At 53.1% G+C, this 25643-nt stretch carries 23 protein-coding genes; 8 read left to right on the top strand and 15 right to left on the bottom strand.

The window, feature by feature from the left end:
* Window positions 1–2: 2 nt before the first annotated feature.
* Together apaG and apaH are read left to right on the top strand one after the other, a co-directional pair.
* Window positions 3–380 carry a Co2+/Mg2+ efflux protein ApaG gene (gene apaG, locus HV334_RS03850; RefSeq protein ID WP_003018867.1) on the top strand — a complete coding sequence of 126 codons (378 nt, stop codon included), beginning with the start codon at window positions 3–5 and terminating at the stop codon, window positions 378–380.
* A gap of 10 nt (window positions 381–390) precedes the next feature.
* Entirely contained in the window at window positions 391–1239 is an 849-nt protein-coding gene (gene apaH / locus HV334_RS03845) for a bis(5'-nucleosyl)-tetraphosphatase (symmetrical) ApaH (protein WP_016151663.1), read from the top strand.
* Between the two features lie 94 nt (window positions 1240–1333).
* On the opposite strand, the gene folA is transcribed toward apaH, so the two are convergent.
* From folA to HV334_RS03800, 9 genes are all read right to left on the bottom strand, one after another.
* Window positions 1334–1813, bottom strand: coding sequence for a type 3 dihydrofolate reductase (gene folA / locus HV334_RS03840; protein ID WP_016151662.1), 480 nt, complete (start codon window positions 1811–1813; stop codon window positions 1334–1336).
* A 198-nt stretch (window positions 1814–2011) separates the two neighbouring features.
* Window positions 2012–3874, bottom strand: a complete 1863-nt coding sequence (kefC, locus tag HV334_RS03835; RefSeq protein WP_181221191.1) for a glutathione-regulated potassium-efflux system protein KefC — start codon at window positions 3872–3874, stop codon at window positions 2012–2014.
* Window positions 3867–4397: a glutathione-regulated potassium-efflux system oxidoreductase KefF gene (gene kefF / locus HV334_RS03830; protein ID WP_016151660.1), complete on the bottom strand. Its 531-nt coding sequence runs from the start codon at window positions 4395–4397 to the stop codon at window positions 3867–3869. The genes kefC and kefF overlap by 8 nt, the downstream gene beginning before the upstream one ends.
* A gap of 103 nt (window positions 4398–4500) precedes the next feature.
* Window positions 4501–4734, bottom strand: a complete 234-nt coding sequence (locus HV334_RS03825; RefSeq protein ID WP_003018880.1) for a YgdI/YgdR family lipoprotein — start codon at window positions 4732–4734, stop codon at window positions 4501–4503.
* A 90-nt stretch (window positions 4735–4824) separates the two neighbouring features.
* Entirely contained in the window at window positions 4825–6168 is a 1344-nt protein-coding gene (locus HV334_RS03820) for an MFS transporter (protein WP_103848062.1), read from the bottom strand.
* Window positions 6169–6277: 109 nt separating this feature from the next.
* Window positions 6278–6565, bottom strand: a complete 288-nt coding sequence (fixX, locus tag HV334_RS03815) for a ferredoxin-like protein FixX (RefSeq protein ID WP_000203736.1) — start codon at window positions 6563–6565, stop codon at window positions 6278–6280.
* The gene (locus HV334_RS03810; RefSeq protein WP_047358345.1) at window positions 6562–7848 is read right to left on the bottom strand and encodes an FAD-dependent oxidoreductase; all 1287 of its coding nucleotides are present in this window, start codon (window positions 7846–7848) and stop codon (window positions 6562–6564) included. Before HV334_RS03810 ends, fixX begins: the two co-directional genes overlap by 4 nt.
* A gap of 49 nt (window positions 7849–7897) precedes the next feature.
* Entirely contained in the window at window positions 7898–8839 is a 942-nt protein-coding gene (locus HV334_RS03805) for an electron transfer flavoprotein subunit alpha/FixB family protein (protein WP_047498330.1), read from the bottom strand.
* Window positions 8840–8854: 15 nt separating this feature from the next.
* Complete coding sequence (locus HV334_RS03800) at window positions 8855–9625, bottom strand: electron transfer flavoprotein FixA (protein WP_047498327.1); 771 nt, start codon at window positions 9623–9625, stop codon at window positions 8855–8857.
* A gap of 481 nt (window positions 9626–10106) precedes the next feature.
* Here HV334_RS03800 and caiT point away from each other — a divergent pair, with 481 nt between their 5' ends.
* The 3 genes from caiT (at window position 10107) to caiB (ending at window position 14124) form a co-directional block, all read left to right on the top strand.
* A complete protein-coding gene (gene caiT, locus HV334_RS03795) occupies window positions 10107–11624 on the top strand; it encodes an L-carnitine/gamma-butyrobetaine antiporter (protein WP_047498325.1) in 1518 nt (505 codons plus the stop codon).
* Between the two features lie 34 nt (window positions 11625–11658).
* Window positions 11659–12801, top strand: a complete 1143-nt coding sequence (gene caiA, locus HV334_RS03790) for a crotonobetainyl-CoA dehydrogenase (RefSeq protein ID WP_003018898.1) — start codon at window positions 11659–11661, stop codon at window positions 12799–12801.
* Between the two features lie 105 nt (window positions 12802–12906).
* Window positions 12907–14124: an L-carnitine CoA-transferase gene (gene caiB / locus HV334_RS03785; protein ID WP_019078349.1), complete on the top strand. Its 1218-nt coding sequence runs from the start codon at window positions 12907–12909 to the stop codon at window positions 14122–14124.
* A gap of 145 nt (window positions 14125–14269) precedes the next feature.
* Here the strand turns inward: caiB and HV334_RS03780 are convergent.
* Window positions 14270–14967 (bottom strand): IS1-like element IS1B family transposase gene (locus HV334_RS03780; RefSeq protein ID WP_095033700.1). Its coding sequence is split into 2 segments (ribosomal slippage): window positions 14270–14718 and window positions 14718–14967, totalling 699 coding nucleotides; the frame shifts between segments, so codons are not numbered across the junction.
* Between the two features lie 41 nt (window positions 14968–15008).
* Between HV334_RS03780 and caiC the strand changes: the two genes are divergently transcribed.
* From caiC to caiE, 3 genes are read left to right on the top strand one after another with little or no spacing between them, the layout of a single operon-like run.
* Complete coding sequence (caiC, locus tag HV334_RS03775) at window positions 15009–16517, top strand: crotonobetaine/carnitine-CoA ligase (protein WP_249415053.1); 1509 nt, start codon at window positions 15009–15011, stop codon at window positions 16515–16517.
* Between the two features lie 54 nt (window positions 16518–16571).
* The gene (gene caiD, locus HV334_RS03770; protein ID WP_000004376.1) at window positions 16572–17357 is read left to right on the top strand and encodes a crotonobetainyl-CoA hydratase; all 786 of its coding nucleotides are present in this window, start codon (window positions 16572–16574) and stop codon (window positions 17355–17357) included.
* A 60-nt stretch (window positions 17358–17417) separates the two neighbouring features.
* Window positions 17418–18014 carry a carnitine operon protein CaiE gene (gene caiE / locus HV334_RS03765; RefSeq protein ID WP_094760786.1) on the top strand — a complete coding sequence of 199 codons (597 nt, stop codon included), beginning with the start codon at window positions 17418–17420 and terminating at the stop codon, window positions 18012–18014.
* Window positions 18015–18056: 42 nt separating this feature from the next.
* On the opposite strand, the gene caiF is transcribed toward caiE, so the two are convergent.
* From caiF to HV334_RS03740, 5 genes are all read right to left on the bottom strand, one after another.
* Window positions 18057–18452, bottom strand: a complete 396-nt coding sequence (caiF, locus tag HV334_RS03760) for a carnitine metabolism transcriptional regulator CaiF (RefSeq protein ID WP_016151651.1) — start codon at window positions 18450–18452, stop codon at window positions 18057–18059.
* A 272-nt stretch (window positions 18453–18724) separates the two neighbouring features.
* Window positions 18725–21952: a carbamoyl-phosphate synthase large subunit gene (gene carB / locus HV334_RS03755; RefSeq protein ID WP_047498316.1), complete on the bottom strand. Its 3228-nt coding sequence runs from the start codon at window positions 21950–21952 to the stop codon at window positions 18725–18727.
* A 17-nt stretch (window positions 21953–21969) separates the two neighbouring features.
* The gene (carA, locus tag HV334_RS03750) at window positions 21970–23118 is read right to left on the bottom strand and encodes a glutamine-hydrolyzing carbamoyl-phosphate synthase small subunit (protein ID WP_181221190.1); all 1149 of its coding nucleotides are present in this window, start codon (window positions 23116–23118) and stop codon (window positions 21970–21972) included.
* 455 nt (window positions 23119–23573) lie between these two features.
* A complete protein-coding gene (gene dapB, locus HV334_RS03745; RefSeq protein WP_016151648.1) occupies window positions 23574–24395 on the bottom strand; it encodes a 4-hydroxy-tetrahydrodipicolinate reductase in 822 nt (273 codons plus the stop codon).
* Window positions 24396–24528: 133 nt separating this feature from the next.
* Window positions 24529–25536, bottom strand: a complete 1008-nt coding sequence (locus HV334_RS03740; RefSeq protein ID WP_016151647.1) for a LacI family DNA-binding transcriptional regulator — start codon at window positions 25534–25536, stop codon at window positions 24529–24531.
* Window positions 25537–25643: the final 107 nt, after the last annotated feature.

Genomic DNA, 25643 nt, shown 5'->3' with positions numbered 1-25643 from the left:
ACATGATCAATTCGCCCCGAGTGTGCATTCAGGTACAAAGCGTCTACATTGAGGCGCAATCCTCACCTGATGATGAACGTTACGTTTTTGCTTATACCGTGACTATCCGCAATTTGGGGCGAGCGCCTGTGCAGCTGTTGGGGCGTTATTGGTTGATCACCAATGGTCATGGCCGTGAAACCGAAGTTCAGGGCGAAGGCGTGGTTGGCGTTCAGCCCCACATCGAACCTGGCGAAGAGTACCAGTACACCAGCGGTGCGGTGATTGAAACACCGCTGGGCACCATGCAGGGTCATTACGAAATGATCGATGAGCAAGGGATCGCCTTTACCATCGACATTCCCGTGTTCCGACTCGCCGTTCCTACACTCATTCATTAAAACAATAGCTATGGCAACATACCTCATTGGCGACGTTCACGGTTGTTACGATGAACTGGTAGCCTTGCTGCACCAGGTTGACTTTAATCCAGAACAAGACACCTTATGGCTCACCGGCGATCTGGTCGCGCGTGGGCCAGGGTCGTTAGACGTTTTGCGCTACGTTAAATCGCTGGGCGACAGCGTGCGGTTAGTCCTCGGTAATCACGATTTACACCTGCTGGCCGTGTTTGCTGGCATCAGCCGTAATAAACCGAAAGACCGGCTCACGCCGCTGCTTGAGGCACCGGATGCTGACACGCTGCTTAACTGGCTACGTCGTCAGCCGCTGTTGCAGGTTGATGAAGAGAAGAAACTGGTCATGGCGCATGCAGGGATTACCCCACAGTGGGATCTGCAGACGGCGAAGGACTGTGCTCGCGATGTTGAAGCCGTGCTGTCGAGCGACTCTTATCCATTCTTCCTTGATGCCATGTACGGCGACATGCCAAATAACTGGACCCCGGAGCTGACGGGGCTGGCGCGCCTGCGTTTTATTACCAACGCGTTTACCCGCATGCGTTACTGCTTCCCCAACGGTCAGTTGGACATGTACAGCAAAGAGTCGCCAGAAGATGCGCCTGCCCCGCTGAAGCCGTGGTTTGCCATTCCTGGACCTGTCAGTGAAGCCTATAGCATTGCATTCGGGCACTGGGCATCGCTGGAGGGCAAAGGCACGCCAGAAGGTATTTACGCGTTAGATACGGGGTGTTGCTGGGGCGGGGATCTCACCTGTCTGCGCTGGGAAGACAAACAGTACTTTGTACAGCCATCAAATCGCCATCTGAATCTGGATCCCGGCGAGGCCGTCAACGCCTGATAGCCGTCTGCCGGATGGCGGTGCTTACACCTAATCCGGCAGACGAATGTGCAATCTGTAGGCCTGATTAGCGCAACGCCATCAGGCATCCACATTAACGACGTTCCAAAATCTCGAAGCAGTAGCTGTGGGAGTTTTGCGCGTCAGCATCGTGGAATTCACTGAACACCGATTCCCAGTCATCCGGTTCGTAGTCCGGGAAATGCGTATCCCCTTCAACTTCCGCATCAATGTGTGTCAGATACAGTTTCTGCGCTTTCGGCAGGAACTGCTCATACACACGCCCACCGCCAATAACCATGATTTCAGGTTCATCGCCACAGGCCGCGATCGCTTCCTCAACAGACTTCACCCACTGCACGCGATCGTCGGTGCCAGGCTTGCTGCTGATGACGATATTTTTGCGCCCTGGCAACGGTCGCCCGATGGATTCCCACGTGTGGCGTCCCATGACAACCGGCTTGTTTAAGGTATTACGTTTAAACCAGGCGAGATCGGCAGGTAGGTTCCATGGCATGGCATTTTCCATACCGATGACGCGATCTACCGCTAACGCCGCAATCAGACTGATCATTGAATGTTTCCCGGATACAAAAAAATTGTCGCCACTATACGGAAAGCGCAATCTTTCGTCGACTGGCGGAAAGAGGATGAGCATGAAAATTTTCCGTTCTGCTGGCGAACCGACCTATTTAAGGTTGTACGCCAGCATTACAGTAGTTCAAAAACAGCCAATTAGCAGTAAAGTTTGCAGAACATCACATTTTTTACCCTATGCTGACGGTTTCACTTCCGGCTCATCGGCGACGTCGCCCGTATGCTTACCTTCATCCGTGCCTTGCCAGCCATGGCGTTGAATTAATGATAAGTGCTGACGATCTTCCGCAATAATTTCACTCAGCATTTCGCTGGTGCGTTTATATACCGCCGCGCGGGACGTTGCGTCATTTTCTCCTTTCACCATCTCCTCAACCATCAGCGTGTTGAAGCGGCGGAATACATCGGCCCGCTCACGCGCTTCATAGCGTCCAAGCCCAAGACCTTCCAGTGCCAGACGTCCGGTCTTCAGCGCGCCCTCAAAGGTTTCACGTTCCGGCATCTCCACGCCAGCCTGGCGCAGGCGAATGTAATGATCCACGTCGCGCGCACGGGCAATAATTTGCAGATGCGGGAAATACTGTTTCACCATTTCGGTCAGTTGCAGGCTGGTTTGCGGATCGTCAATGGCGTTAATAATAACTTCAGCTTTAGCCGCCCCGGCAGACTCCAGCAGATCCATCCGCGTCGCATCGCCATAGAAAACCTTCATGCCGAATTTACGCAGCGTTTCGATATGGTCCGGGTCATGATCAAGAACCACCATTTTGACCCCGCTCGACAACAACAGACGACCGGTTATCTGACCAAATCGCCCAAACCCGGCGATGATCACCCGAGGTTGTTCCTCGTCGATTTCATCTGCTTCCCGCTCTTCACCGGTCGCCGATTTTTCCAGACGCGTCAGAATTACCAGTAAAATCGGCGTCGCCGCCATCGACAGCGCCACTGCCAGCGTCAGCGATTTCGCCCAATCAGGATCAAGCACGTTTGCCATTTGCGCCGCGCCAAACACCACGAAGGCAAACTCACTGCCCTGCCCTAATAACACGGCAAACCATCTGCGCTGCTTGTTCGGCACCTGTAAGGGTTTCGCTATCAGCCACAGCATGACGGTTTTGATAACCAGGAAACCGACCAACAGAATGATAATGCGCAAGGGATTATCAATCAGCGTACCAAAGTCGATAGACATCCCGACGCCGATGAAAAACAGTCCCAGCAGCAGCCCTTTAAATGGCTCGATATCGCTTTCCAGCGCGTGACGATACTCAGAGCTTGCCAGCAGCACGCCAGCCAGGAACGCCCCCATCGCTATCGACAGTCCAACCTCTTCCAACAGCAGACCGAAGCCAAAAACGAGGAACAGCGCAACGGCACTGAATACTTCCCGCAGGCCAGAGCGAGCGACAAAACGCAAGGCCGGACGCGTCACATAACGCCCCAGCAACACCACCAGCACCAGGGCGCTCGCCACTTTAAGGGCGGAGAGCGCAAACGCCCCAAGCGTTGTCGATGCTCCGCTCGCCGCAAGTAATGGGATCATCGCCACCAGAGGAATAGCGGCGATATCCTGGAACAACAGCACGGCAAACGCGCTGCGTCCCATTTGCGAAACCATCAGGTTCCGTTCATTCATCGCCTGCATAGCAATAGCCGTGGAGGAAAGCGCCAGCGTCATGCCGATCAGTTCCGCTACCTGCCAGCGCAGGCCGAGGAACATACAGAACAAACCAATCAGACCGCCGCATACCACCATCTGCAGCGCACCACCACCGAACACCGAGGCCCGCAGTTTCCACAAACGTTGCGGATCCAGCTCCAGACCGATGACAAACAGCATCAGCACCACGCCGATCTCGGCAAAATGCAGGATTGATTCAGCGTCGGTCACCATCCTCAGGCCCCAGGGTCCAATAATGCACCCTGCGATGAGATACCCCAGCACTGACCCTAGCCCCAGTCGCACGGCAATGGGGACAATCAGCGCCGCCGATCCGAGATAAATCAGCGCCTGTATTAGCGTATGGTTATCCATGATGAACCTCCTGCCACTCCAACAGACGCTGTTTGTAATGACGCGCCTGCGCCTGCAGAGTTTCATCATCACAGATAAACGTACAGTGCATCGCAAACGGCGGCAGCCATTTGAGCCCACAGTAGAGCGCCGTTGCCTGTAAGGGCTGGGAAAGCACATCAAATCCGGGGTGGGAGCCAATATCAAAGTGGTTTTCGCCACCGCCGGTCGTCACTGCCCACAGCAGATGTTTACCGTGGAGCGCTGTCCCGCCGTGGCCATATGCCCAACCGTGCGAAAGGACCTTATCCATCCACAGCTTGAGTAAGGGAGGTGTGCTATACCATTGCATAGGATGCTGCCAGATAATCAAATCAGCGCGCGCCAGCGCATCCTGTTCAGCGGCAATATCGATATTGAAGTCGGGGTAGAGCTGGTAGAGCGAGCGGATCTCCACGCCCTCCAGCATCCTTGCCTGTTCAAGCATCCGCTTATTCGCATGCGAGTGCTGCGGATAGGGATGCGCATAAATGATGAGGATCATGATTAGCCTGTTTCACTGCATTATTGTAATAACAGTGAGTTTAGTCAGTTAATCCGCAGGCTAACAGTCAATATTATTGAGTGGTTGAATGGAGAAAACTGAACTAGTTATCCAGTTCGCTCATATCTTTAACCTGATCGCGGTTAATTTGTTCCGTCTTACCCGTTTGCGCATTTTTGTACGACACCAGGCCTGTATCATCATCAACTTGCGGTTTGCCGTCGGTCACGATTGTTTTGCCATCGGTCGTTTTAACCGCCTGGTTCGAGGAGCAACCGGCTACGGTGAACAGTGCTGCTGCGGTAAAAATAGAGGTGATCAGAATATGTTTTTGCATGGTGTTCTCCCTGCTTTTCAGTCGTTTTCAGTGATATACCCGTTAACTGTAGGCTAACTGACTGAGTTGCAGGGAAAATACAGAACACTCCTAATAACCCGCCTTGGTCACGGGCTTACTGCGGATCGTCATTTGGCTGGTTTGCGCCAGCGTCAGACCTCGCGTTTCCGGGGCGAAAGCGATGGACACGAGCAGGCCGATCAGCGAAATTCCCGCCCCCATCAACATGACATTACTGATCCCGTATTTGGTGATGAACACCGGCAGCGCCCAGGTTGAAACAATGGTGCCGATACGGCTTAAGGACATAATCACCCCGACGGCAGACGCACGAATATCGGTGGGAAACAGTTCGTTAGGGTATAGCCATTGCAGGTTTCCTGGTCCCCCAGAGAAAAACGCGTATACGGCAAACGCCAGCACCACCAGCCACGCGCCCATATCAGGGATTAACCCTAGCACGGCCAGCGCCAGCGTCATCATAATGAAGCTGCCAATTAACAGCGGTCGTCGGCCCGCGCTATTGAGCCAGAACATGGGAGGAATGCATCCCAACATAAAGCACAAGCTGATTACCACATTACCCAACGCGGCGCTTTTCCCGGCACCAAGCCCCAGCAGCCCCACAATCTGCGGACCAAAGGTATAAATGGCAAACATCGGGATCACCTGACAAGTCCAGATAGCGGCGACAAACAGTACAAACGGGAAATGACGGCGATTAAATAGCTGAAGAAAGCGCGTCTCCTGCGGCGCTTCTTCGTCGAACACCACCGGTTCGCCGAACAGTTTGATCATCATCTCCTCACACTCTTTCACCCGACCTTTACGCAGCAACCAGCGCGGCGATTCAGGAAGATCGAAACGCCCAATCAGGATCAAAATGCAGGGGATCACCGCGCTGCCCAACATCCAGCGCCATCCGCCCTCAACATCATACAACCAGTAGCCGACCAGATCGGCACAGGTGGCGCCGACATACCACATAGCGGCGATAAAACCGATGGAGAAAGCGCGCTGGCGGGTATTGGAAAACTCGGTGATCATCGAGGTGGCGATCGGGTAGTCAGCACCAATCACAATGCCGATCAGCACGCGCATTACCAACAACTCAACGGGCGAGGAGACAAACATGGTTGCCGCCGATATCACGCCAATGGCGATAATATCGATAATGAACATTTTGCGCCGCCCGACCTTGTCGGAGATGTAGCCAAACAGCGACGTCCCCACAAACAGTCCCGCGAGCGTACCGGCGCCCAGCAGACCAATCCACTGTGCATCCAGTTTCAATGCTGGCGTGAGCTGTTCCAGTGCCACGCCAATCATCACCAGCACATAACCATCCAGAAACGGCCCACCGCTTCCCCACAGCATTATCCGGCGGTGAATAGAGGTGAATTTGATGTCATCAAAGTTCCTGGGCTGCTGCATGGTTATGTCCTGTTTTATTTTAACTTAATGCCTGATGACGTTACGCTTATCAGGCCTACGCATTGTTCCTGTAGGCCGGATAAGGCGAAGCCGCCATCCGGCACCAGGTTTAGCCGTAGCGGAACTCCACGCCAAACGTCCCACGCGGGTATTCCCATTTTTCCAGCGCTGTATCCAGTCCGAGAATGCGGCACGTTCCGCATTCCAGGCATCCGGCATAATCAAAACGTACGCTACCGTCATCCTGCTTTTTATACAGGCCAGCCGGACAGGCCTTAATCAGCACCTCCAGCGCCTGTTTATCAGGATCGGTTTTGAGAATGATATGCGGACTGTCTTCATCCACATTGAACTTATTGACGCCCAGTTTGACGTCCACGTTGACGGGAGATGTCATAATACGGTCACTCCTTTCAGGCCATCTTTCATCAGGTTGATGAAGCCCACTTTCTTCGCATGGCGCAGGATTTTTTTACGCATTGGCACCGGTGCCGAACCATCTACGGTGAACAGGTCGCGCGCAATACTGACCGCCATTTCCGGATAAGCGGTAAACATGCGTGGGTTATCAAGAAAAGCGGGTAGCTTCTGATACATGCGCATATCGCGCATCGGGCCTTCGTCCAGATGCTGACGGTATTCCCCCAGCGACTGCTTGCTAAAATCGTCGCGCTTCATTGCGGAAAGCACCGTTTTCGCCGCCGCTTCACCTGCGGATATGGCGAGATCCATACCGCGAATGGTAAAGCCGAGGTTCATACACATTCCGGCAGCGTCACCAGCAATCAGTACGCCGTCCCCCACCAGTTCTGGCTGCATGTTGATACCGGCTTCCGGTACGACGTGCGCGGCATATTCCACCAGCTTGCCACCGGCGATCAGCGGGGCAACCGCCGGATGTTGTTTGAAATCTTCCAGCATTTGCGGAACCGATTTTTTCGCATCTTTCAGATGATGAAGGCCGCAGACCAGTCCCAGAGAAAGGGTCGTTTCATTCGTATAGAGAAAGCCACCACCCATCAACCCATCGGTGGGCGATCCGGCAAACAGACAGGCAGCCCCTTCGTTCCCTTGTAACTGGAAACGATCTTCAATTACCGATTTCGGCAACTCGATCAGCTCTTTTACGCCGACGGCAACATGCGATGCCTCGACGCGCTTTGCCATACCCAACTTTTCAGCCAACAGAGAATTCACTCCGTCGGCAAGGATCACCACTTTGGCTTCCAGAATATCGCCATCGGCTTCCACGCCCACGACTTTGCCCTCGCGCTGCACAACGTTATCCACGCGGATACCGGTGATGAGCTGAGCGCCCGCCTCTTCGGCCTGTTCCATCAGCCAGGCGTCAAATTTACTGCGTAAGACAGAGTAAGAAACCTGCGACGATTTGGCGTCTTCGCCGTTGCAATAGTCGATGGTCATCGCCCCTTTGTCGGTCATAAAGGCGAGTTTTTCGTGGGTGATGATGCGTTCAATGGGGGCCTGCTCAGCAAAGCCGGGAATGATGTTCTCCAGGCTATGCGCATACATGCGCCCACCGGTGACATTCTTCGCGCCAGCAGAATTGCCGCGCTCGATAACCAGCACCTGTGCGCCCTCCCGAGCCAGCACCAGCGCCGCAACCGAACCCGCCAGACCTGCACCCACGATGATGGCATCAAAGATATCTTCGGACATACGTACTCCTGTCAGCGGCAGGACACCTTCGCATCCTGCCCGAAATGGTTTAACGCGCTAAAGCAGCCGTCAGCGCAGGCAGGATCTTCAGTGCATCGCCAACGATGCCAAAATCCGCATACTGGAAGATCGGCGCATTTTTATCTTTGTTGATGGCGAAAATCGTCTGCGCGCCGTTGGCGCCGACCATATGTTGGATCTGCCCGGAGATCCCCACGGCCAGATACAGTTCAGGCTTGAGCATCAGGTTGGAGATGCCGACGTAGCGTTCGTGTTCCATCCACTTCTCGTTTTCCGCCACCGGACGGGAGCACGCCAGCTCGGCACCAATCGTCTGGCACAGCGCCTCCGCCAGCGAGATATTTTCTTTGCTGCCGATCCCGCGTCCCACGCTAACCACCAGACGGGCTTTGTCGAGATCGACGCTATTGCTCTGACGTGCCTGAGTTGCCGTACGAGTAACGGCTACAGCCGGAGCCTGCCATGACACGGTGTGCACCTCGCCGCTGCGGGCGGTATCCGGTTGCTGCGCGTCAAACGTTCCACTGCTGAGCGTTATCACGGCGAACGGCGAAGCGATTGTTTCTGCCCCCATCGCCAGGCCGCCGTAGACCATATGTTTTACCGCCGCTTTTCCGTCCTGCACGGCGACTGCACTGGCGTCATTTGAGACCGCTGCCGACAAGCGAAAACCCAGTTTTGCCGCTAACAGCTTGCCGCGACGCGTATTTGGCAGCAGCACCGCCCCGCCCTCGCTGTGCTGACGAATAGTTTCGGCCATCACATCAGCGTAGTCTTCGACCATACGGTCTTCTGGTTTACCGCTGAGTAACCAGACATCATCTGCGCCTAAATGGCATGCCGTCGCGCAGTCCGCTTCACTCAGCACAAACGTGTTAACTTTTTCACCTAAAGCCTGCGCACCATTCATCAGTTCCGGCAGACGAGAAGGGGTATCGCTGAATACCCAGATACTGGAAAATTTGTTCATAACATCCCCTGATAATTAAATGATTTTGCGAAGATTCTCGACAAACGCGGCAATCTGTTCTTCACCGTCACCTTCAATTACAACGCGCTGACGCTCGCGCTGCTTCGGTGCAGCAACGTGTTGTTCGGAATATGCCTGCGCGCTGTTAAGGCCAATATCTGCCGGCGACCAGACCTGAACCGGTTTTTTCGCCGCGCCAAGAATGGCTTTCATGGAAGGGATTTGTGGGGTGTTGATGTCCGTTGAGACCGCGATCACCGCCGGAAGCGGAATGCTCAGAGTTTCGACTTCATCTTCCAGTTCACGCTCTACCGTCAGAGTGCTGTCGGTAAGAGAGAGGATTTTACTCACGCCGTTAATCGCCGGAATATTCAGCGCTTCGCCCACCAGCAGACCAACCTGCTGAGCATAAAGATCGGAAGAACCGTCACCGCAAATAAGCAGATCGAAACCTGCTTTTTGCGCGGCGGCAGCCAGCGCGCTGGCAGTTTGTTGCGGCAGCGCCTGCTCAAATTGATCGTCAATAACAACAATCAGTTCATCTGGGCCACGGGAAAGCACATCTTTTCGCCCTTTTGCATTGGTCAGCGCTTTGCCGCCGACGCTCATGGCCACAACCTGGGCCTCTCCTGACTGTTGTTTCAACTGACAAGCCGCTTCGATCGCATTCAGATCATACTGGCTTATTTTGCCATCCGCTTTGCTGAAATCGAGTGAACCATCAGCATTATTAATCGCAATATCCTGTTCATCAGGTACGCATTTGTAGCAAGTAATTATCTTCATTGCATCTCCAGAAATCATGAAGGAAACGTATTTATATCGGCAGTGTTAAATACAGATATCACGCTCTTTAATTCGGAAATAAAACCTTAATCACCAATATTGAAAATGTCACACATTGAAATTCGTAACTTTCAATAGTGTTATGCACCTCACCAATATTGAAAGAATCACGTCAAATATGAAAATTTTCAATATTGTCTGCGGGTTCAACAATATTGAACGCCAGTCACTTAAAAAAGTTAAAAAACTACAGTCAACTCATTGTTTAAAAACAAAAAATATCAATTTTTTAAGCGAATTACTCAGCATAAAAAAGTGTGACGAAGATAACAGAACCACCCGATATGAATACTCATTATGGGTTACTCACTGAGGCGCTCCCAGAGGTTAAAAAGTTATCAACAAATCATTAATAATAAATAAACAAACGATCATGCACGGGCACGCTAAATAAGTTTCGTTTTCACACTGGAATTCACTTATGAAAAATGAAAAGAGAAAATCGGGAATTGAACCGAAGGTTTTTTTTCCGCCATTAATAATAGTTGGGATACTTTGTTGGCTAACTGTAAGAGATCTTGATGCCGCTAACGTCGTTATTAATGCGGTATTCAGTTATGTCACCAATGTCTGGGGCTGGGCATTTGAATGGTATATGGTCGTCATGCTCTTCGGCTGGTTCTGGTTGGTCTTTGGCCCGTATGCCAAAAAGAAATTAGGCGACGAAAAACCAGAGTTTAGTACCACCAGCTGGATTTTTATGATGTTCGCTTCCTGTACATCCGCCGCGGTGCTGTTCTGGGGTTCCATCGAGATCTACTACTACATTTCCACCCCGCCGTTTGCTCTCGCGCCTAACTCTACGGCTGCGAAAGAGCTGGGCCTGGCGTACAGCCTGTTCCACTGGGGACCGTTGCCGTGGGCAACCTACAGTTTCCTTTCTGTGGCTTTCGCCTACTTCTTCTTTGTGCGCAAGATGGACGTCATCCGTCCCAGCTCCACGCTGGTACCGTTAGTGGGCGAGAAGCATGCAAAAGGGCTGTTCGGCACCATCGTCGATAACTTCTATCTGGTGGCGCTGATCTTCGCGATGGGTACCAGCCTCGGTCTGGCCACTCCGCTGGTAACCGAGTGCATGCAGTATCTGTTCGGTATTCCGCATACGCTGCAACTCGACGCAATCATCATTACCTGCTGGATCATATTGAACGCCATTTGCGTGGCCTGCGGCCTGCAAAAAGGGGTCAAGATCGCCAGCGACGTGCGTAGCTATCTGAGCTTCCTGATGCTGGGCTGGGTGTTTATCGTCAGCGGCGCCAGCTTCATCATGAACTACTTCACCGACTCCGTCGGCATGCTGTTGATGTATCTGCCGCGCATGCTGTTCTATACCGATGCCATCGGTAAAGGCGGCTTCCCACAGGGCTGGACCGTCTTCTACTGGGCGTGGTGGGTCATTTACGCCATCCAGATGAGTATCTTCCTGGCCCGTATTTCGCGTGGTCGTACCGTCCGTGAACTGTGCTTCGGGATGGTGCTGGGCCTGACCGCGTCGACCTGGATCCTGTGGACAGTCCTTGGCAGCAACACGCTGCTGCTGATGGATAAAAACGTTCTCAATATCCCGCAGCTGATTGAACAACACGGTGTGGCGCGCGCCATTATCGAAACCTGGGCTGCTCTACCGCTCAGCACCGCCACCATGTGGGGCTTCTTCATCCTCTGCTTTATTGCCACCGTGACGCTGATTAACGCCTGCTCTTACACCCTGGCGATGTCCACCTGTCGTGAAGTCCGCGATGGTGAAGAACCGCCGCTGTTAGTGCGTATCGGCTGGTCCGTTCTGGTCGGCATCATCGGTATCGTTCTGTTGGCGCTGGGTGGGCTGAAGCCGATTCAGACCGCGATTATCGCCGGAGGATGTCCGCTGTTCTTCGTCAACATCATGGTGACGCTGTCCTTTATTAAAGACGCCAAAGTGCACTGGAAAGACAAGTAATTCTTATTAACCCAATTGATCAAGAGGCTGAAAGATGGATTTCAACTTAAATGACGAGCAGGAGCTGTTTGTCGCCGGTATTCGTGAACTGATGGCCAGTGAGAACTGGGAAGCTTATTTTGCCGAGTGCGATCGTGACAGCGTCTACCCTGAGCGTTTTGTAAAAGCGCTGGCGGATATGGGCATCGATAGCCTGTTGATTCCTGAAGAACACGGTGGACTGGAAGCGGGTTTTGTTACCGTCGCTGCAGTCTGGATGGAACTCGGACGCCTGGGCGCACCAACCTACGTGCTGTACCAGTTACCGGGCGGTTTTAACACGTTCCTGCGTGAAGGGACTCAGGAGCAAATCGATAAAATCATGGCGTTCCAGGGCACCGGTAAGCAGATGTGGAACTCTGCCATCACCGAACCGGGAGCGGGATCGGATGTTGGCAGCCTGAAAACCACTTATACACGTAAAAATGGTAAGGTTTATCTTAATGGCAGTAAGTGCTTTATCACCAGTAGCGCCTATACCCCGTACATCGTGGTTATGGCGAGAGATGGTGCATCGCCGGATAAACCTGTTTACACCGAGTGGTTCGTTGACATGAGCAAAGCGGGTATCAAGGTCAACAAGCTGGAGAAACTCGGTCTGCGCATGGATAGCTGCTGTGAAATCACCTTTGACGACGTTGAACTGGACGAGAAAGACATGTTCGGTCGGGAAGGTAATGGTTTCAACCGCGTGAAAGAAGAGTTCGATCATGAACGTTTCCTTGTCGCACTGACCAACTACGGTACGGCAATGTGCGCTTTTGAAGACGCCGCGCGCTACGCCAATCAGCGCGTGCAGTTTGGCGAAACGATCGGCCGTTTCCAGCTGATTCAGGAGAAGTTCGCGCATATGGCGATCAAACTGAATTCCATGAAAAACATGCTGCTTGAAGCGGCATGGAAAGCGGATAACGGCACCATTACTTCGGGCGATGCGGCAATGTGCAAATACTTCTGCGCCAACGCTGCGTTTGAAGTGGTCGATACCGCCATGCAGGTGCTGGGCGGTGTAGGTATCGCGGGTAACCATCGCATCACGCGTTTCTGGCGCGATCTGCGCGTTGACCGTGTTTCTGGTGGCTCTGATGAAATGCAGATCCTGACGTTGGGTCGTGCGGTACTCAAGCAATACCGCTAATTCAGCACGATTCGTAGGCCGGATAAGGCGTTTACGCCGCCATCCGGCAACATGCCCGGTGGCGCTGCGCCTACCGGGCCTACAAAAAATGCCAGGAGCAAAATTATGAATCATTTACCAATGCCAACCTTTGGCCCACTTGCCGGGGTACGCGTGGTTTTTTCAGGGATCGAAATTGCCGGCCCGTTCGCCGGACAGATGTTCGCCGAATGGGGTGCTGAGGTTATCTGGATTGAAAACGTCGCATGGGCCGATACCATCCGCGTGCAACCTAACTATCCACAGCTCTCACGCCGCAACCTGCACGCCCTGTCGCTGAATATTTTCAAAGATGAAGGCCGGGAAGCGTTTCTGAAGCTCATGGAAACCACCGATATTTTCATTGAAGCCAGTAAAGGCCCCGCCTTTGCTCGCCGCGGTATTACCGATGACGTGCTGTGGGAACATAACCCGAAACTGGTTATCGCCCACCTTTCCGGCTTCGGCCAGTTTGGTACCGAGGAGTACACCAATCTTCCGGCATATAACACCATCGCACAGGCGTTCAGCGGATATCTGATCCAAAACGGTGATGTTGATCAGCCGATGCCTGCCTTCCCGTACACCGCCGATTATTTCTCCGGGATGACCGCGACGACAGCAGCGCTGGCTGCCCTGCACAAAGTACGCGAAACGGGTAAGGGTGAAAGCATTGATATCGCCATGTACGAAGTGATGCTGCGTATGGGTCAGTACTTCATGATGGACTACTTCAACGGTGGCGAAATTTGTCCACGCATGACCAAAGGCAAAGACCCGTATTACGCTGGCTGCGGTCTCTATAAATGCGCCGATGGCTATATCGTCATGGAGCTGGTCGGCATCACGCAAATCAACGAGTGCTTTAAGGATATTGGCCTCGCCCACATTCTTGGCACACCGGAAGTCCCGGAAGGCACCCAGCTTATCCATCGCGTGGAATGCCCTTACGGCCCGCTCGTGGAAGAGAAACTGGACGCCTGGCTTGCAACGCACACTATCGCCGAAGTCCAGGCGCGCTTTGCTGAGCTGAATATCGCCTGCGCGAAGGTACTGACCATTCCTGAACTGGAAGGCAACCCGCAGTACGTTGCCCGTGAATCCATTACTCAGTGGCAAACGATGGACGGCCGCACCTGCAAAGGGCCGAACATCATGCCGAAATTTAAAAACAACCCAGGGAAAATCTGGCGTGGCATGCCGTCACACGGCATGGATACCGCCGCCATTCTGAAAAACATTGGTTATAGCGAAGCAGACATAAATGAGCTGGTCGGCAAAGGCCTGGCCAGAGTTGAGGAATAAACGCGACGCGCTGACCCGCTGGTTGGTTAGCGCTCACGCCTGATTTCAGTGGATAAAGCATTATGGATATCGTTGGCGGACAAAACTTACGTCAGATGTGGGACGACCTGGCCGGGGTGTACGGAGATAAGGTAATGACTCCAACTTATTGATAGTGTTTTATGTTCAGATAATGCCCGATGACTTTGTCATGCAGCTCCACCGATTTTGAGAACGACAGCGACTTCCGTCCCAGCCGTGCCAGGTGCTGCCTCAGATTCAGGTTATGCCGCTCAATTCGCTGCGTATATCGCTTGCTGATTACGTGCAGCTTTCCCTTCAGGCGGGATTCATACAGCGGCCAGCCATCCGTCATCCATATCACCACGTCAAAGGGTGACAGCAGGCTCATAAGACGCCCCAGCGTCGCCATAGTGCGTTCACCGAATACGTGCGCAACAACCGTCTTCCGGAGCCTGTCATACGCGTAAAACAGCCAGCGCTGGCGCGATTTAGCCCCGACGTATCCCCACTGTTCGTCCATTTCCGCGCAGACGATGACGTCACTGCCCGGCTGTATGCGCGAGGTTACCGACTGCGGCCTGAGTTTTTTAAATGGCGGAAAATCGTGTTGAGGCCAACGCCCATAATGCGGGCGGTTGCCCGGCATCCAACGCCATTCATGGCCATATCAATGATTTTCTGGTGCGTACCGGGTTGAGAAGCGGTGTAAGTGAACTGCAGTTGCCATGTTTTACGGCAGTGAGAGCAGAGATAGCGCTGATGTCCGGCAGTGCTTTTGCCGTTACGCACCACCCCGTCAGTAGCTGAACAGGAGGGACAGCTGATAGAAACAGAAGCCACTGGAGCACCTCAAAAACACCATCATACACTAAATCAGTAAGTTGGCAGCATCACCCGGAGATAAAACGGCGTTAATTTTCGAATCCTGCGAAGGAATCGTTCGGCAGTATAGCTATGCCTCGCTCAATGAAGAGATAAACCGCACGGCGAACCTTTTCCATTCCTTAGGGATCCGCAAGGGCGACAAGGTCGCATTGCATCTGGATAACTGTCCGGAATTTATCTTTTGCTGGTTTGGACTGGCAAAAATTGGCGCCATTATGGTGCCGATTAATGCCCGCTTGCTGGGCGAAGAGAGCGCCTGGATCCTGCAAAACAGCCAGGTGAGCCTGCTGGTCACCAGTGCCGAGTTTTATCCTATGTACCGCCAGATACGGCTGGAAAATACCACTCCGCTTAATCATATCTGTCTGATTGGCGAGCAGCTTCCGGTTGACGACGGCGTGAGCCACTTTACCCAACTGCAAGCCCGCCAGTCGACTAATCTGTGCTATACGCCTGCGTTATCCACTGACGATACGGCGGAAATTCTGTTTACCTCAGGCACCACCTCGCGGCCTAAAGGGGTGGTGATTACCCACTACAACCTGCGCTTTGCGGGCTACTACACCTCCTGGCAAATCGCTCTGCGCGATGATGACGTCTATATGACGGTGATGCCCGCTTTCCATATAGACTGTCAGTGTACGGCTGCCATGGCTGCCTTCTCCGCAGGCAGCACCTTTGTGCTGGTGGAGAAGTACAGCGCCAGGGCGTTCTGGGATCAGGTGCGTCGATATCAGGCGACGGTCACCGAATGCATCCCGATGATGATCAGAACGCTGATGGTCCAACCCGCAGCCCCAACGGACAGACAGCATCACCTGCGCGAAGTGATGTTCTATCTCAATTTATCCGAACAGGAAAAAGATGCCTTTATCGACCGCTTTGGCGTCAGACTGCTGACCTCCTACGGCATGACCGAAACCATCGTGGGCATTATTGGCGATCGCCCTGGAGACAAACGGCGCTGGCCTTCTATTGGTCGCGTGGGTTTTAGCTATGAAGCCGAAATCCGTGACGATCACAACCGTCCCCTGCCCGCCGGAGAAATTGGCGAAATCTGCATTAAAGGCGTGCCGGGAAAAACAATCTTCAAAGAGTACTACGCGCAACCCGACGCTACTGCCAAAACGCTGGAACCTGAAGGGTGGTTACATACCGGTGATTCGGGTTACCAGGATGCGGACGGTTTTTTTTATTTCGTCGACAGACGCTGCAACATGATTAAACGCGGTGGGGAAAATGTCTCCTGCGTCGAGCTGGAAAATATTATTTCTGCGCATCCGAAAATTCAGGACATTGTGATTGTCGGTATTAAAGACTCGATCCGTGATGAAGCCATTAAAGCTTTTGTCGTCCTTAATGAGGGCGAAACATTAAGCGAAGCTGAGTTCTTCAGCTTCTGCGAAAACAATATGGCGAAATTCAAGGTTCCTTCTTTTATGGAGATAAGAACCGACCTGCCGCGCAATTGTTCAGGAAAAATAATCAAAAAAAATCTGAAATAACCCTTCCGGTCGGAATTCCTCCGGCCGGGAAACCTAATTATCTGGAGATGAACTATGAGTGAATCATTACATCTGACCCGTAACGGCCCGATCCTGGAAATTACCCTTGACCGGCCTAAAGCCAATGCCATTGACGCTAAAACCAGCTTTGCAATGGGGGAAGCTTTTCTTAATTTTCGTGATGACCCGGAATTACGCGTAGCAATTATCACCGGCGGCGGAGAGAAATTCTTTTCTGCGGGCTGGGACTTAAAAGCGGCGGCCGAAGGTGAAGCGCCAGATGCCGATTTTGGCCCAGGCGGCTTCGCTGGTTTAACCGAAATTTTCGACCTCGATAAGCCGGTCATCGCCGCGGTAAACGGCTACGCGTTTGGCGGCGGTTTTGAGCTGGCGCTGGCGGCGGATTTTATCGTCTGTGCGGAAAATGCCAGCTTCGCGCTGCCGGAAGCAAAACTCGGGATCGTGCCTGACAGCGGCGGCGTACTGCGTTTACCTAAACTGCTGCCACCGGCAATCGTTAACGAAATGGTGATGACCGGCAGACGAATGAGCGCCGAAGAAGCACTGCGCTGGGGCATCGTCAACCGCGTTGTCAGCCAGAGCGAACTGATGGATAGCGCGCGCGAACTGGCGCAGCAGCTGGTAAATAGCGCACCGCTGGCTATCGCCGCGCTGAAAGAAATTTACCGTGCGACCAGCGAAATGCCGGTGGAAGAAGGCTACCGGTACATCCGCAGCGGTGTGCTGAAGCACTATCCATCGGTGCTGCACTCGGAAGATGCGCTCGAAGGACCACAGGCATTTGCGGAAAAACGCGATCCGGTATGGAAAGGTCGTTAATGTGCCTATGCCGGATAAGGTATTTACGCCGCAATCCGGCAATAAAACCGAGATAAGACAATGAGCTATTACGCCTTTGAGGGCCTGATTCCGGTGGTACATCCGGATGCCTATGTCCATCCCAGCGCTGTGCTGATTGGCGATGTCATTGTGGGGGCCGGGGTTTATATTGGTCCACACGCCTCATTGCGCGGTGACTATGGTCGCCTGATTCTGGAAGCCGGTTCTAACCTGCAGGATGGCTGCATCATGCACGGCTACTGCGACACCGACACTATCGTGCATGAGAATGGACACATCGGCCATGGCGCAATCCTGCACGGCTGCGTGGTGGGCAGAGATGCACTGATTGGCATGAACAGCGTGATTATGGACGGCGCGGTGATTGGCGAAGAGAGCATTGTCGCTGCCATGAGCTTTGTCAAAGCCGGATTTCAGGGAGAGGCAAGGCAGATGCTGGTTGGTTCACCGGTTCGCGTACTGCGTGAAGTCACGGACCAGGAGCTGGACTGGAAACGGCTGAACACCAAAGAATATCAGGACCTTGCAATCCGCTGCCAAACAGGACTACACGAAACCTTGCCATTAACGCAGGTCGAAAAAAACCGGCCGCGCCTGAAAGGCACGACGGACGTAAAGCCAAAATCAGCACGGTAATTTATGCCGGAGAAGCGCTCACGCCGATCCGGCAAATCACCATTATCGACGCATGCTCTTGGAGAGCATCATCTGCCATTTCTGCTCACGGTTAAGCTCTGTTGGGGGAACCGCTGGCAGTCGCGGCGTTTTCGCCACACTCACCTTTTTTTCCTGCAAATTGTGATTCAATCGTCTGTAGAGATGAGAATCAATACTGATGACTTTCACCAAACGCTGGCACTGGCAGCCGCGGCCTGCAATTTGATTAGGGATCATCTTAACTTCACAAACAATTTCTCCCACTTCCGACAGAATATAAGAGAGCGTATTAATTGCTTTGCAGTGTTCAATATCAAAATGGCGGGAAATTTCCTTTGCTGTGATCCAACGATCTTCAGCCATCATCCAGTCAGCAATTAACAAATAAAGCGGTCTTTCAACATATTTTTCACACATAAGCACACCATTTCACAAATTAAAAATCTGGCTACGGCCTGTCCAAATTAATAAAAACTAAGCCATATTAAAATTGTGGATATAAGGGATAGTATGCGACTTGAATGTTGATTAGTGTGAGCAACATCGTGCTTATTACATTGAAAATGTGGTTATGAAAGCGCGGTTGGCCAGGAATGACCTTATGAGAGATAAAAAAGGGTTTCTTTACAGAAACCCTTTCCCAATTATATTGCAGGCCCGGTTAGCGCAATTATCACCGGACCTTTTTTTTATGACTTTTTGATCTGCGCGTGCATTTCCTGAACCGAGGTCACCTTCTCGGTAGCATCGGCATTCAGCGCCATCGCCGTCGCGAAACCGCCGTTCAGGGTGGTGTCATAATGCACTTTGTACTGCAGTGCGCTGCGGCGAATCAGCTTGGAGTCTTCAATAGCCTGACGGCCTTCGGTAGTGTTGATGATGTAAGTGTACTCGCCATTCTTGATACGGTCCTGAATGTGCGGACGGCCTTCATGCACCTTGTTCACCAGACGTGGATTGATACCGGCTTCGCCCAGCACAATCGCGGTGCCGTGCGTCGCATCCAACTCGAAACCAAACTTCAGCAGCTTCGCCGCCAGGTCAACCACGCGCTCTTTATCGCCTTCGCGAACGGAGAGCAGCGCACGACCCTGTTTTTTCATGGTGGAGCTGCTGCCGAGCTGTGCCTTGGCGAACGCTTCCGCGAAGGTACGGCCCACGCCCATCACCTCACCAGTAGAGCGCATTTCTGGCCCTAACAGCGGATCAACGCCCGGGAACTTGTTGAACGGCAGCACCACTTCTTTTACCGAGTAGTACGGCGGGATAACTTCTTTGGTGACGCCCTGCTGTGCCAGCGTTTTCCCGGCCATCACGCGCGCCGCGACTTTCGCCAGCGGTACGCCCGTTGCCTTGGAGACGAACGGAACGGTACGCGCCGCACGCGGGTTCACTTCAATCAGGTAAACTTCGTTATTCTTCACCGCAAACTGGACGTTCATCAGACCGCGAACCTGCAGTTCGAAGGCCAGTTTCTGCACCTGCTGGCGCATCACATCCTGAATTTCCTGGCTCAGGGTATACGCAGGCAGAGAACATGCGGAGTCACCGGAGTGCACGCCCGCCTGTTCGATGTGCTCCATAATACCGCCAATCAGCACCATCTCGCCGTCGCAGATGGCGTCCACGTCCACTTCCACCGCGTCATCAAGGAAACGGTCCAGCAGTACCGGCGCATCGTTAGAAACGCTGACCGCGGTCTGGAAGTAGCGACGCAGGTCGGCTTCGTCGTAGACGATTTCCATCGCGCGGCCGCCGAGAACGTAGGACGGACGCACCACCAGCGGGTAGCCAATCTCTTTCGCCTTCTCAACCGCCATTTCAATGGCGGTCACGGTGGCGTTAGCCGGTTGTTTCAGCTTCAGACGGTCAACCGCCTGCTGGAAGCGTTCACGGTCTTCCGCACGGTCGATAGCATCCGGGCTGGTGCCGATAACCGGCACGCCTGCCGCTTCCAGCGCGCGCGCCAGCTTCAGCGGAGTCTGGCCGCCGTACTGCACGATAACGCCTTTCGGCTTCTCGATGCGCACGATTTCCAGCACGTCTTCCAGCGTTACCGGCTCGAAGTACAGACGGTCGGAGGTATCGTAGTCGGTAGAAACGGTTTCTGGGTTACAGTTGACCATGATGGTCTCGTAACCGTCTTCGCGCAGCGCCAGCGAGGCGTGTACGCAGCAGTAGTCGAATTCAATGCCCTGACCGATACGGTTTGGACCACCGCCCAGCACCATAATCTTGTCACGATCCTGAGTTGGATTCGCTTCGCACTCGTCTTCATAAGTGGAGTACATGTAAGCGGTGTCGGTGGCAAATTCTGCCGCGCAGGTATCCACGCGCTTGTAGACCGGGTGCAGGTTATATTGGTCACGCAGCTTGCGGATTTCCGCTTCGCGTACGCCGGCCAGTTTCGCCAAACGCGCATCGGCGAAACCTTTGCGCTTCAGTACGCGCAAGAAGTCAGCGTCGAGGCCGTTGATGCCAAGGTCTGTGACTTTTTCTTCCAGGCGCACCAGTTCTTCAATCTGCACCAGGAACCAACGGTCGATGTTGGTCAGGTTGAACACGCCATCGACGGACAGGCCAGCACGGAAAGCATCGGCGATGTACCAGATACGCTCGGCGCCCGCGTCTTTCAACTCGCGGCGGATTTTGGTCAGCGCTTCCGGGTCATCCAGACTTACTTTCGGGTCGAAGCCGGTCGCGCCCACTTCCAGACCGCGCAGCGCTTTTTGCAGAGACTCCTGCTGGGTGCGGCCAATCGCCATCACTTCACCGACAGATTTCATCTGGGTGGTCAGACGGTCGTTAGCGCCAACAAATTTCTCGAAGTTGAAGCGTGGAATTTTCGTCACAACGTAGTCGATGGACGGCTCAAACGAAGCCGGAGTCCGCCCGCCGGTGATGTCGTTCATCAGTTCGTCGAGGGTGTAACCTACCGCCAGCTTGGCTGCGACTTTCGCAATCGGGAAGCCGGTTGCTTTGGACGCCAGCGCCGAGGAGCGGGAGACGCGCGGGTTCATCTCGATAACAATCAGACGGCCGTTTTTCGGGTTTACCGCAAACTGGACGTTAGAACCACCGGTTTCAACGCCGATTTCACGCAGCACCGCCATCGAGGCGTTACGCATGATTTGATATTCTTTGTCGGTCAGCGTCTGGGCTGGCGCAACGGTGATGGAGTCACCGGTATGGATGCCCATCGCGTCGAAGTTTTCGATGGAGCAGACGATGATGCAGTTGTCGTTTTTATCACGCACCACTTCCATCTCGTACTCTTTCCAGCCAATCAGCGATTCATCAATCAGCAGTTCGTTGGTTGGGGAAAGATCCAGACCGCGTTCGCAAATTTCTTCAAACTCTTCGCGGTTGTAGGCGATACCGCCGCCGGTGCCACCCATGGTGAAAGACGGACGGATAATGCACGGGAAGCCGACGTCAGCGGCAACCGCCAGCGCTTCTTCCATGGTGTGAGCGATGCCTGAACGTGCGGTATCGAGACCGATTTTTTTCATCGCGATGTCGAAGCGACGACGGTCTTCCGCTTTATCAATAGCATCCGCCGTCGCGCCAATCATGGTCACGCCGAACTCAGCCAGTACGCCCTGACGTTCCAGCTCCAGCGCACAGTTCAGCGCCGTCTGACCGCCCATGGTTGGCAGCACCGCATCCGGGCGCTCTTTCTCAATGATTTTGCGTACCACTTCCCAGTGAATCGGCTCGATGTAGGTGGCATCGGCCATTTCCGGGTCGGTCATGATGGTCGCCGGGTTGGAGTTCACCAGAATAACGCGGTAACCCTCTTCACGCAGGGCTTTACACGCCTGCGCGCCGGAATAGTCAAACTCACACGCCTGACCGATAACGATCGGACCCGCGCCCAGAATCAGGATACTTTTTATGTCTGTACGTTTTGGCATGGCTCTTTTACTCCTGATTATTTCGCGGACTGACGGTATTGCTCAATTAACTCGATAAAGTGGTCGAACAGCGGCGCAGCGTCGTGTGGACCCGGGCTTGCTTCAGGGTGCCCCTGGAAGCTGAACGCCGGTTTGTCGGTACGATGAATCCCCTGCAGGGTGCCGTCGAACAGCGACTTGTGGGTCACGCGCAGGTTGGCAGGCATGGAGGCCTCCTCGACCGCAAAACCGTGGTTCTGAGCGGTGATCATCACGGTGTTGTTATCAATATCTTTTACCGGATGGTTGCCGCCGTGGTGGCCGAACTTCATCTTAATGGTCTTCGCACCGCTTGCCAGCGCCAGCAGTTGATGGCCGAGGCAGATGCCAAATACCGGAATATCGGTTTCGAGGAATTTCTGAATCGCGGTAATCGCGTAGTCGCACGGCGCCGGATCGCCAGGGCCGTTGGACAGGAAGATACCGTCCGGATTCATCTTCAGAACATCTTCAGCAGAGGTTTTCGCAGGCACAACCGTCAGGCGGCAGCCGCGATCCGCTAACATACGCAGAATGTTACGTTTAGCGCCAAAATCGTAGGCCACTACGTGGAACGGCAGTTCATCGGCGGATTTAGCTTCCGGCAGGTCACCGGCCAGCGTCCAGCTACCTTGCGTCCAGCTATAAGGCTCCGCGGTGGTCACTTCTTTCGCCAGATCCATACCGTTCAGACCTGGGAAGTCTTTCGCTTTTTCCAGCGCCAGCGCCGCATCCGGGTTATCACCCGCGATAATGCAGCCGTTCTGTGCGCCCTTTTCACGCAGCAAACGCGTCAGCTTACGGGTATCGATATCGGCAATTGCCACAATATTATGGCGTTTGAGGTAAGAAGAGAGGTCTTCGGTATCGCGGAAGTTGCTGGCAATCAGCGGCAGGTCGCGGATGACCAGGCCTTGCGCATGTACTTGAGAAGATTCTGCATCGGCTTCATTGGTGCCGACATTACCGATATGAGGATAAGTAAGAGTGACGATTTGGCGGGAATAGGAAGGATCAGTGAGGATTTCTTGATAACCGGTCATTGAAGTATTGAAAACGACTTCCCCAACCGCCGAACCTGTTGCCCCTATGGCCCGACCGTGAAACTGGGTTCCGTCTTCCAGAACCAATAGCGCTGACTTAATCAAAACACCCTCCAGAGAATATTCACTCACTTTATTTGCATATTAATTCATTAACACCTCATGAATCAATGCAAATTTGCTTACCTATGGATTTCTGGCAAACGGCGGCATTCTAGATATAGCCCACGTAAAAGTCTACCCAAAAGGGCATTTTTTATTATTATTTTACGCCACTGAGATAAAACACACGATTTAACAGGCAAAAAGATCAGCTAACTTGGGGTGGAAAACGCTTGCGGAAGATAAAGAGTGTAAAAACAGGAAGCGCGATAGATAAAAGTGGACCATTTGGTCAAAATTTACATTGAAATAACAAAATAACCCTGCAAAATATCAACAAACAGGCCGTTAAATAAAAAATCAAATTAAAAAGCGAAAAATAAAAGGGCAATAAAATATTGCCCTATGTAATCAAATAGTTATGATTACAATAACCACATCACGAAGGGTAATAAAAGTTATAAACTGCGTAAATCAAGCACATCTTTCATATCAAAAAGACCGTTTGATTTTGATTTCAGCCAAATTGCCGATCGTACTGCGCCATTGGCAAAGGTCATGCGGCTGGAGGCTTTATGCGTGATCTCAATGCGCTCGCCAATATCGGCAAACATCGCGGTATGCTCACCAACGATATCTCCCGCCCGCACCGTGGCAAAACCGATCGTACCGGGTACGCGCTCACCGGTGTAACCTTCACGCGAATAGACGGCACACTCTTTTAAATCTTTATCCAGCGCCCCGGCAATCGCCTCCCCCATCGCCAGCGCAGTGCCTGACGGCGCATCCACTTTATGACGGTGATGGGCTTCAATAATCTCAATATCGGTGTAATCACCCATCACTTTCGCCGCCTTCTCCAGCAGCTTAAGCATGACGTTAACGCCAACGCTAAAGTTCGCGGCGAAAACGATAGCAATGTCCTGCGCAGCATCACGAATAGCCTGTTTGCCCGCGTCATCAAAGCCAGTGGTGCCAATCACCATCCCTTTACCGTGCTGGCGGCAAAACGCCAGATGCGCCAGCGTGCCTTCCGGGCGAGTAAAATCGATGAAAACATCAAAATCATCTTTCACCGCCTCAAGACTACTTTGCACGGTAACGCCCGTTTTACCGGCTCCCGCTAATTCTCCGGCATCGCTTCCCAGCAAAGAAGAACCTTCGCGCTCCAGCGCCGCGCCGAGCTGTACGCCATCCATGCCAAGAGTGGCCTGAATCAACTGACGCCCCATGCGCCCTCCGGCTCCCGCGATGGCAACGCGGATTTGTGCATCATGCATAGCTATTCTCTTTTGTTAATTTTACGTAAATCGTTTTCAGATTAACCAGCACATCGCTGCGCCGCCAGCCGAAAACGTCGATAATTAGAATTTAATGATAAACAGGGAGAGATATCAGTAAAAGGCATGACGATCAGCGAAAACCACATGATTCTCTGACCACCAGCGCAGGCGGCAGAATAATGCGTTTCGGAGGTTCGTCATTTCCCTGAATGCGACTATAAAGTAGCTCTCCAGCCTTGCGACCTATCTCTTTTGCGGCCACCGACACGGTGGTGAGCGCAGGTTGTACCAGCGCCGCTTCAGTGATGTCATCGAACCCCACCAGCGCAAAATCGCGCCCTGGTTCACGCCCCATTTTACGTAATGCCTGCATAACCCCAAGCGCCACAATATCCTGATAACAAACGGCGGCGGTAATTTCCGGGAACCGCATAAGAAGCGACTCTGCCACTTTTGCGCCGTCAATTTGGCTGGCCTGTGTCGCCACTATCCATTGCGGATTCGGCGATATTCCCTGCTCCAGCAACGTGCTGGTGAATCCACCGATACGCTGTGCCCGGCTCCCGGAACTTGGGCTACCACCGATAAACGCAATATTCTTATGCCCCATTTTGACTAAATGGGTGGTGGCCATTTGCGTACCGAGAAAGTTGTCGGTTCCCACAAAATCAAAATCAGGGTCGCTAAGAGGGCGAACCACCATGATGGCGGGAATATTGCGCCTTTTCAGCGCCTCGAAGAAAGAGGTCGGTGTTTCGCGCGCCGCGCAGAGCACCATGCCGCAGGCATTATTGCGCATCAACGAGTCGACAAATTTTTGCTGCCTTTCTCCTGACTCTTCACTGTTTGCCAGAAACAGAAGCAGGTCATGCCGCTCCATCTCATGGCTTAGCCCTGCAGTCATCTCACCGTAAAAAGGGTTAGTGATATCGTGTAACAACAATCCGACCTGATTACTGCTCCGGTTACGCAGGTTAGCGGCGGTTTGATTATAAACGTAGCCGGCATCGTCCAGCGCTTTGAGCACCCTGTCACGTGTGGCCTGAGAAATGCGCCCCCGGTTACGCAACACCATTGAAACGGTTGCCGTGGAGACTCCCGCGCGTTCAGCAACCTGCGCCAGCGTGACTGTAGTCATGACCTCTCCTGTTTATTTCGAAGGTTAATCGAATAACCGAAATATTGCCTTTTTACGTGTGATTCACATCACGCTAACGTGCATTTCACCGCACTGGATTCTGATTA

This window comes from Citrobacter sp. RHBSTW-00944, from assembly GCF_013615435.1.
GTDB classification, from domain to species: Bacteria; Pseudomonadota; Gammaproteobacteria; order Enterobacterales; family Enterobacteriaceae; genus Citrobacter; species Citrobacter braakii.
The sequence above is the reverse complement of the archived record's forward strand: the minus strand, read 5'-3'. Positions and strand labels throughout refer to the sequence as shown.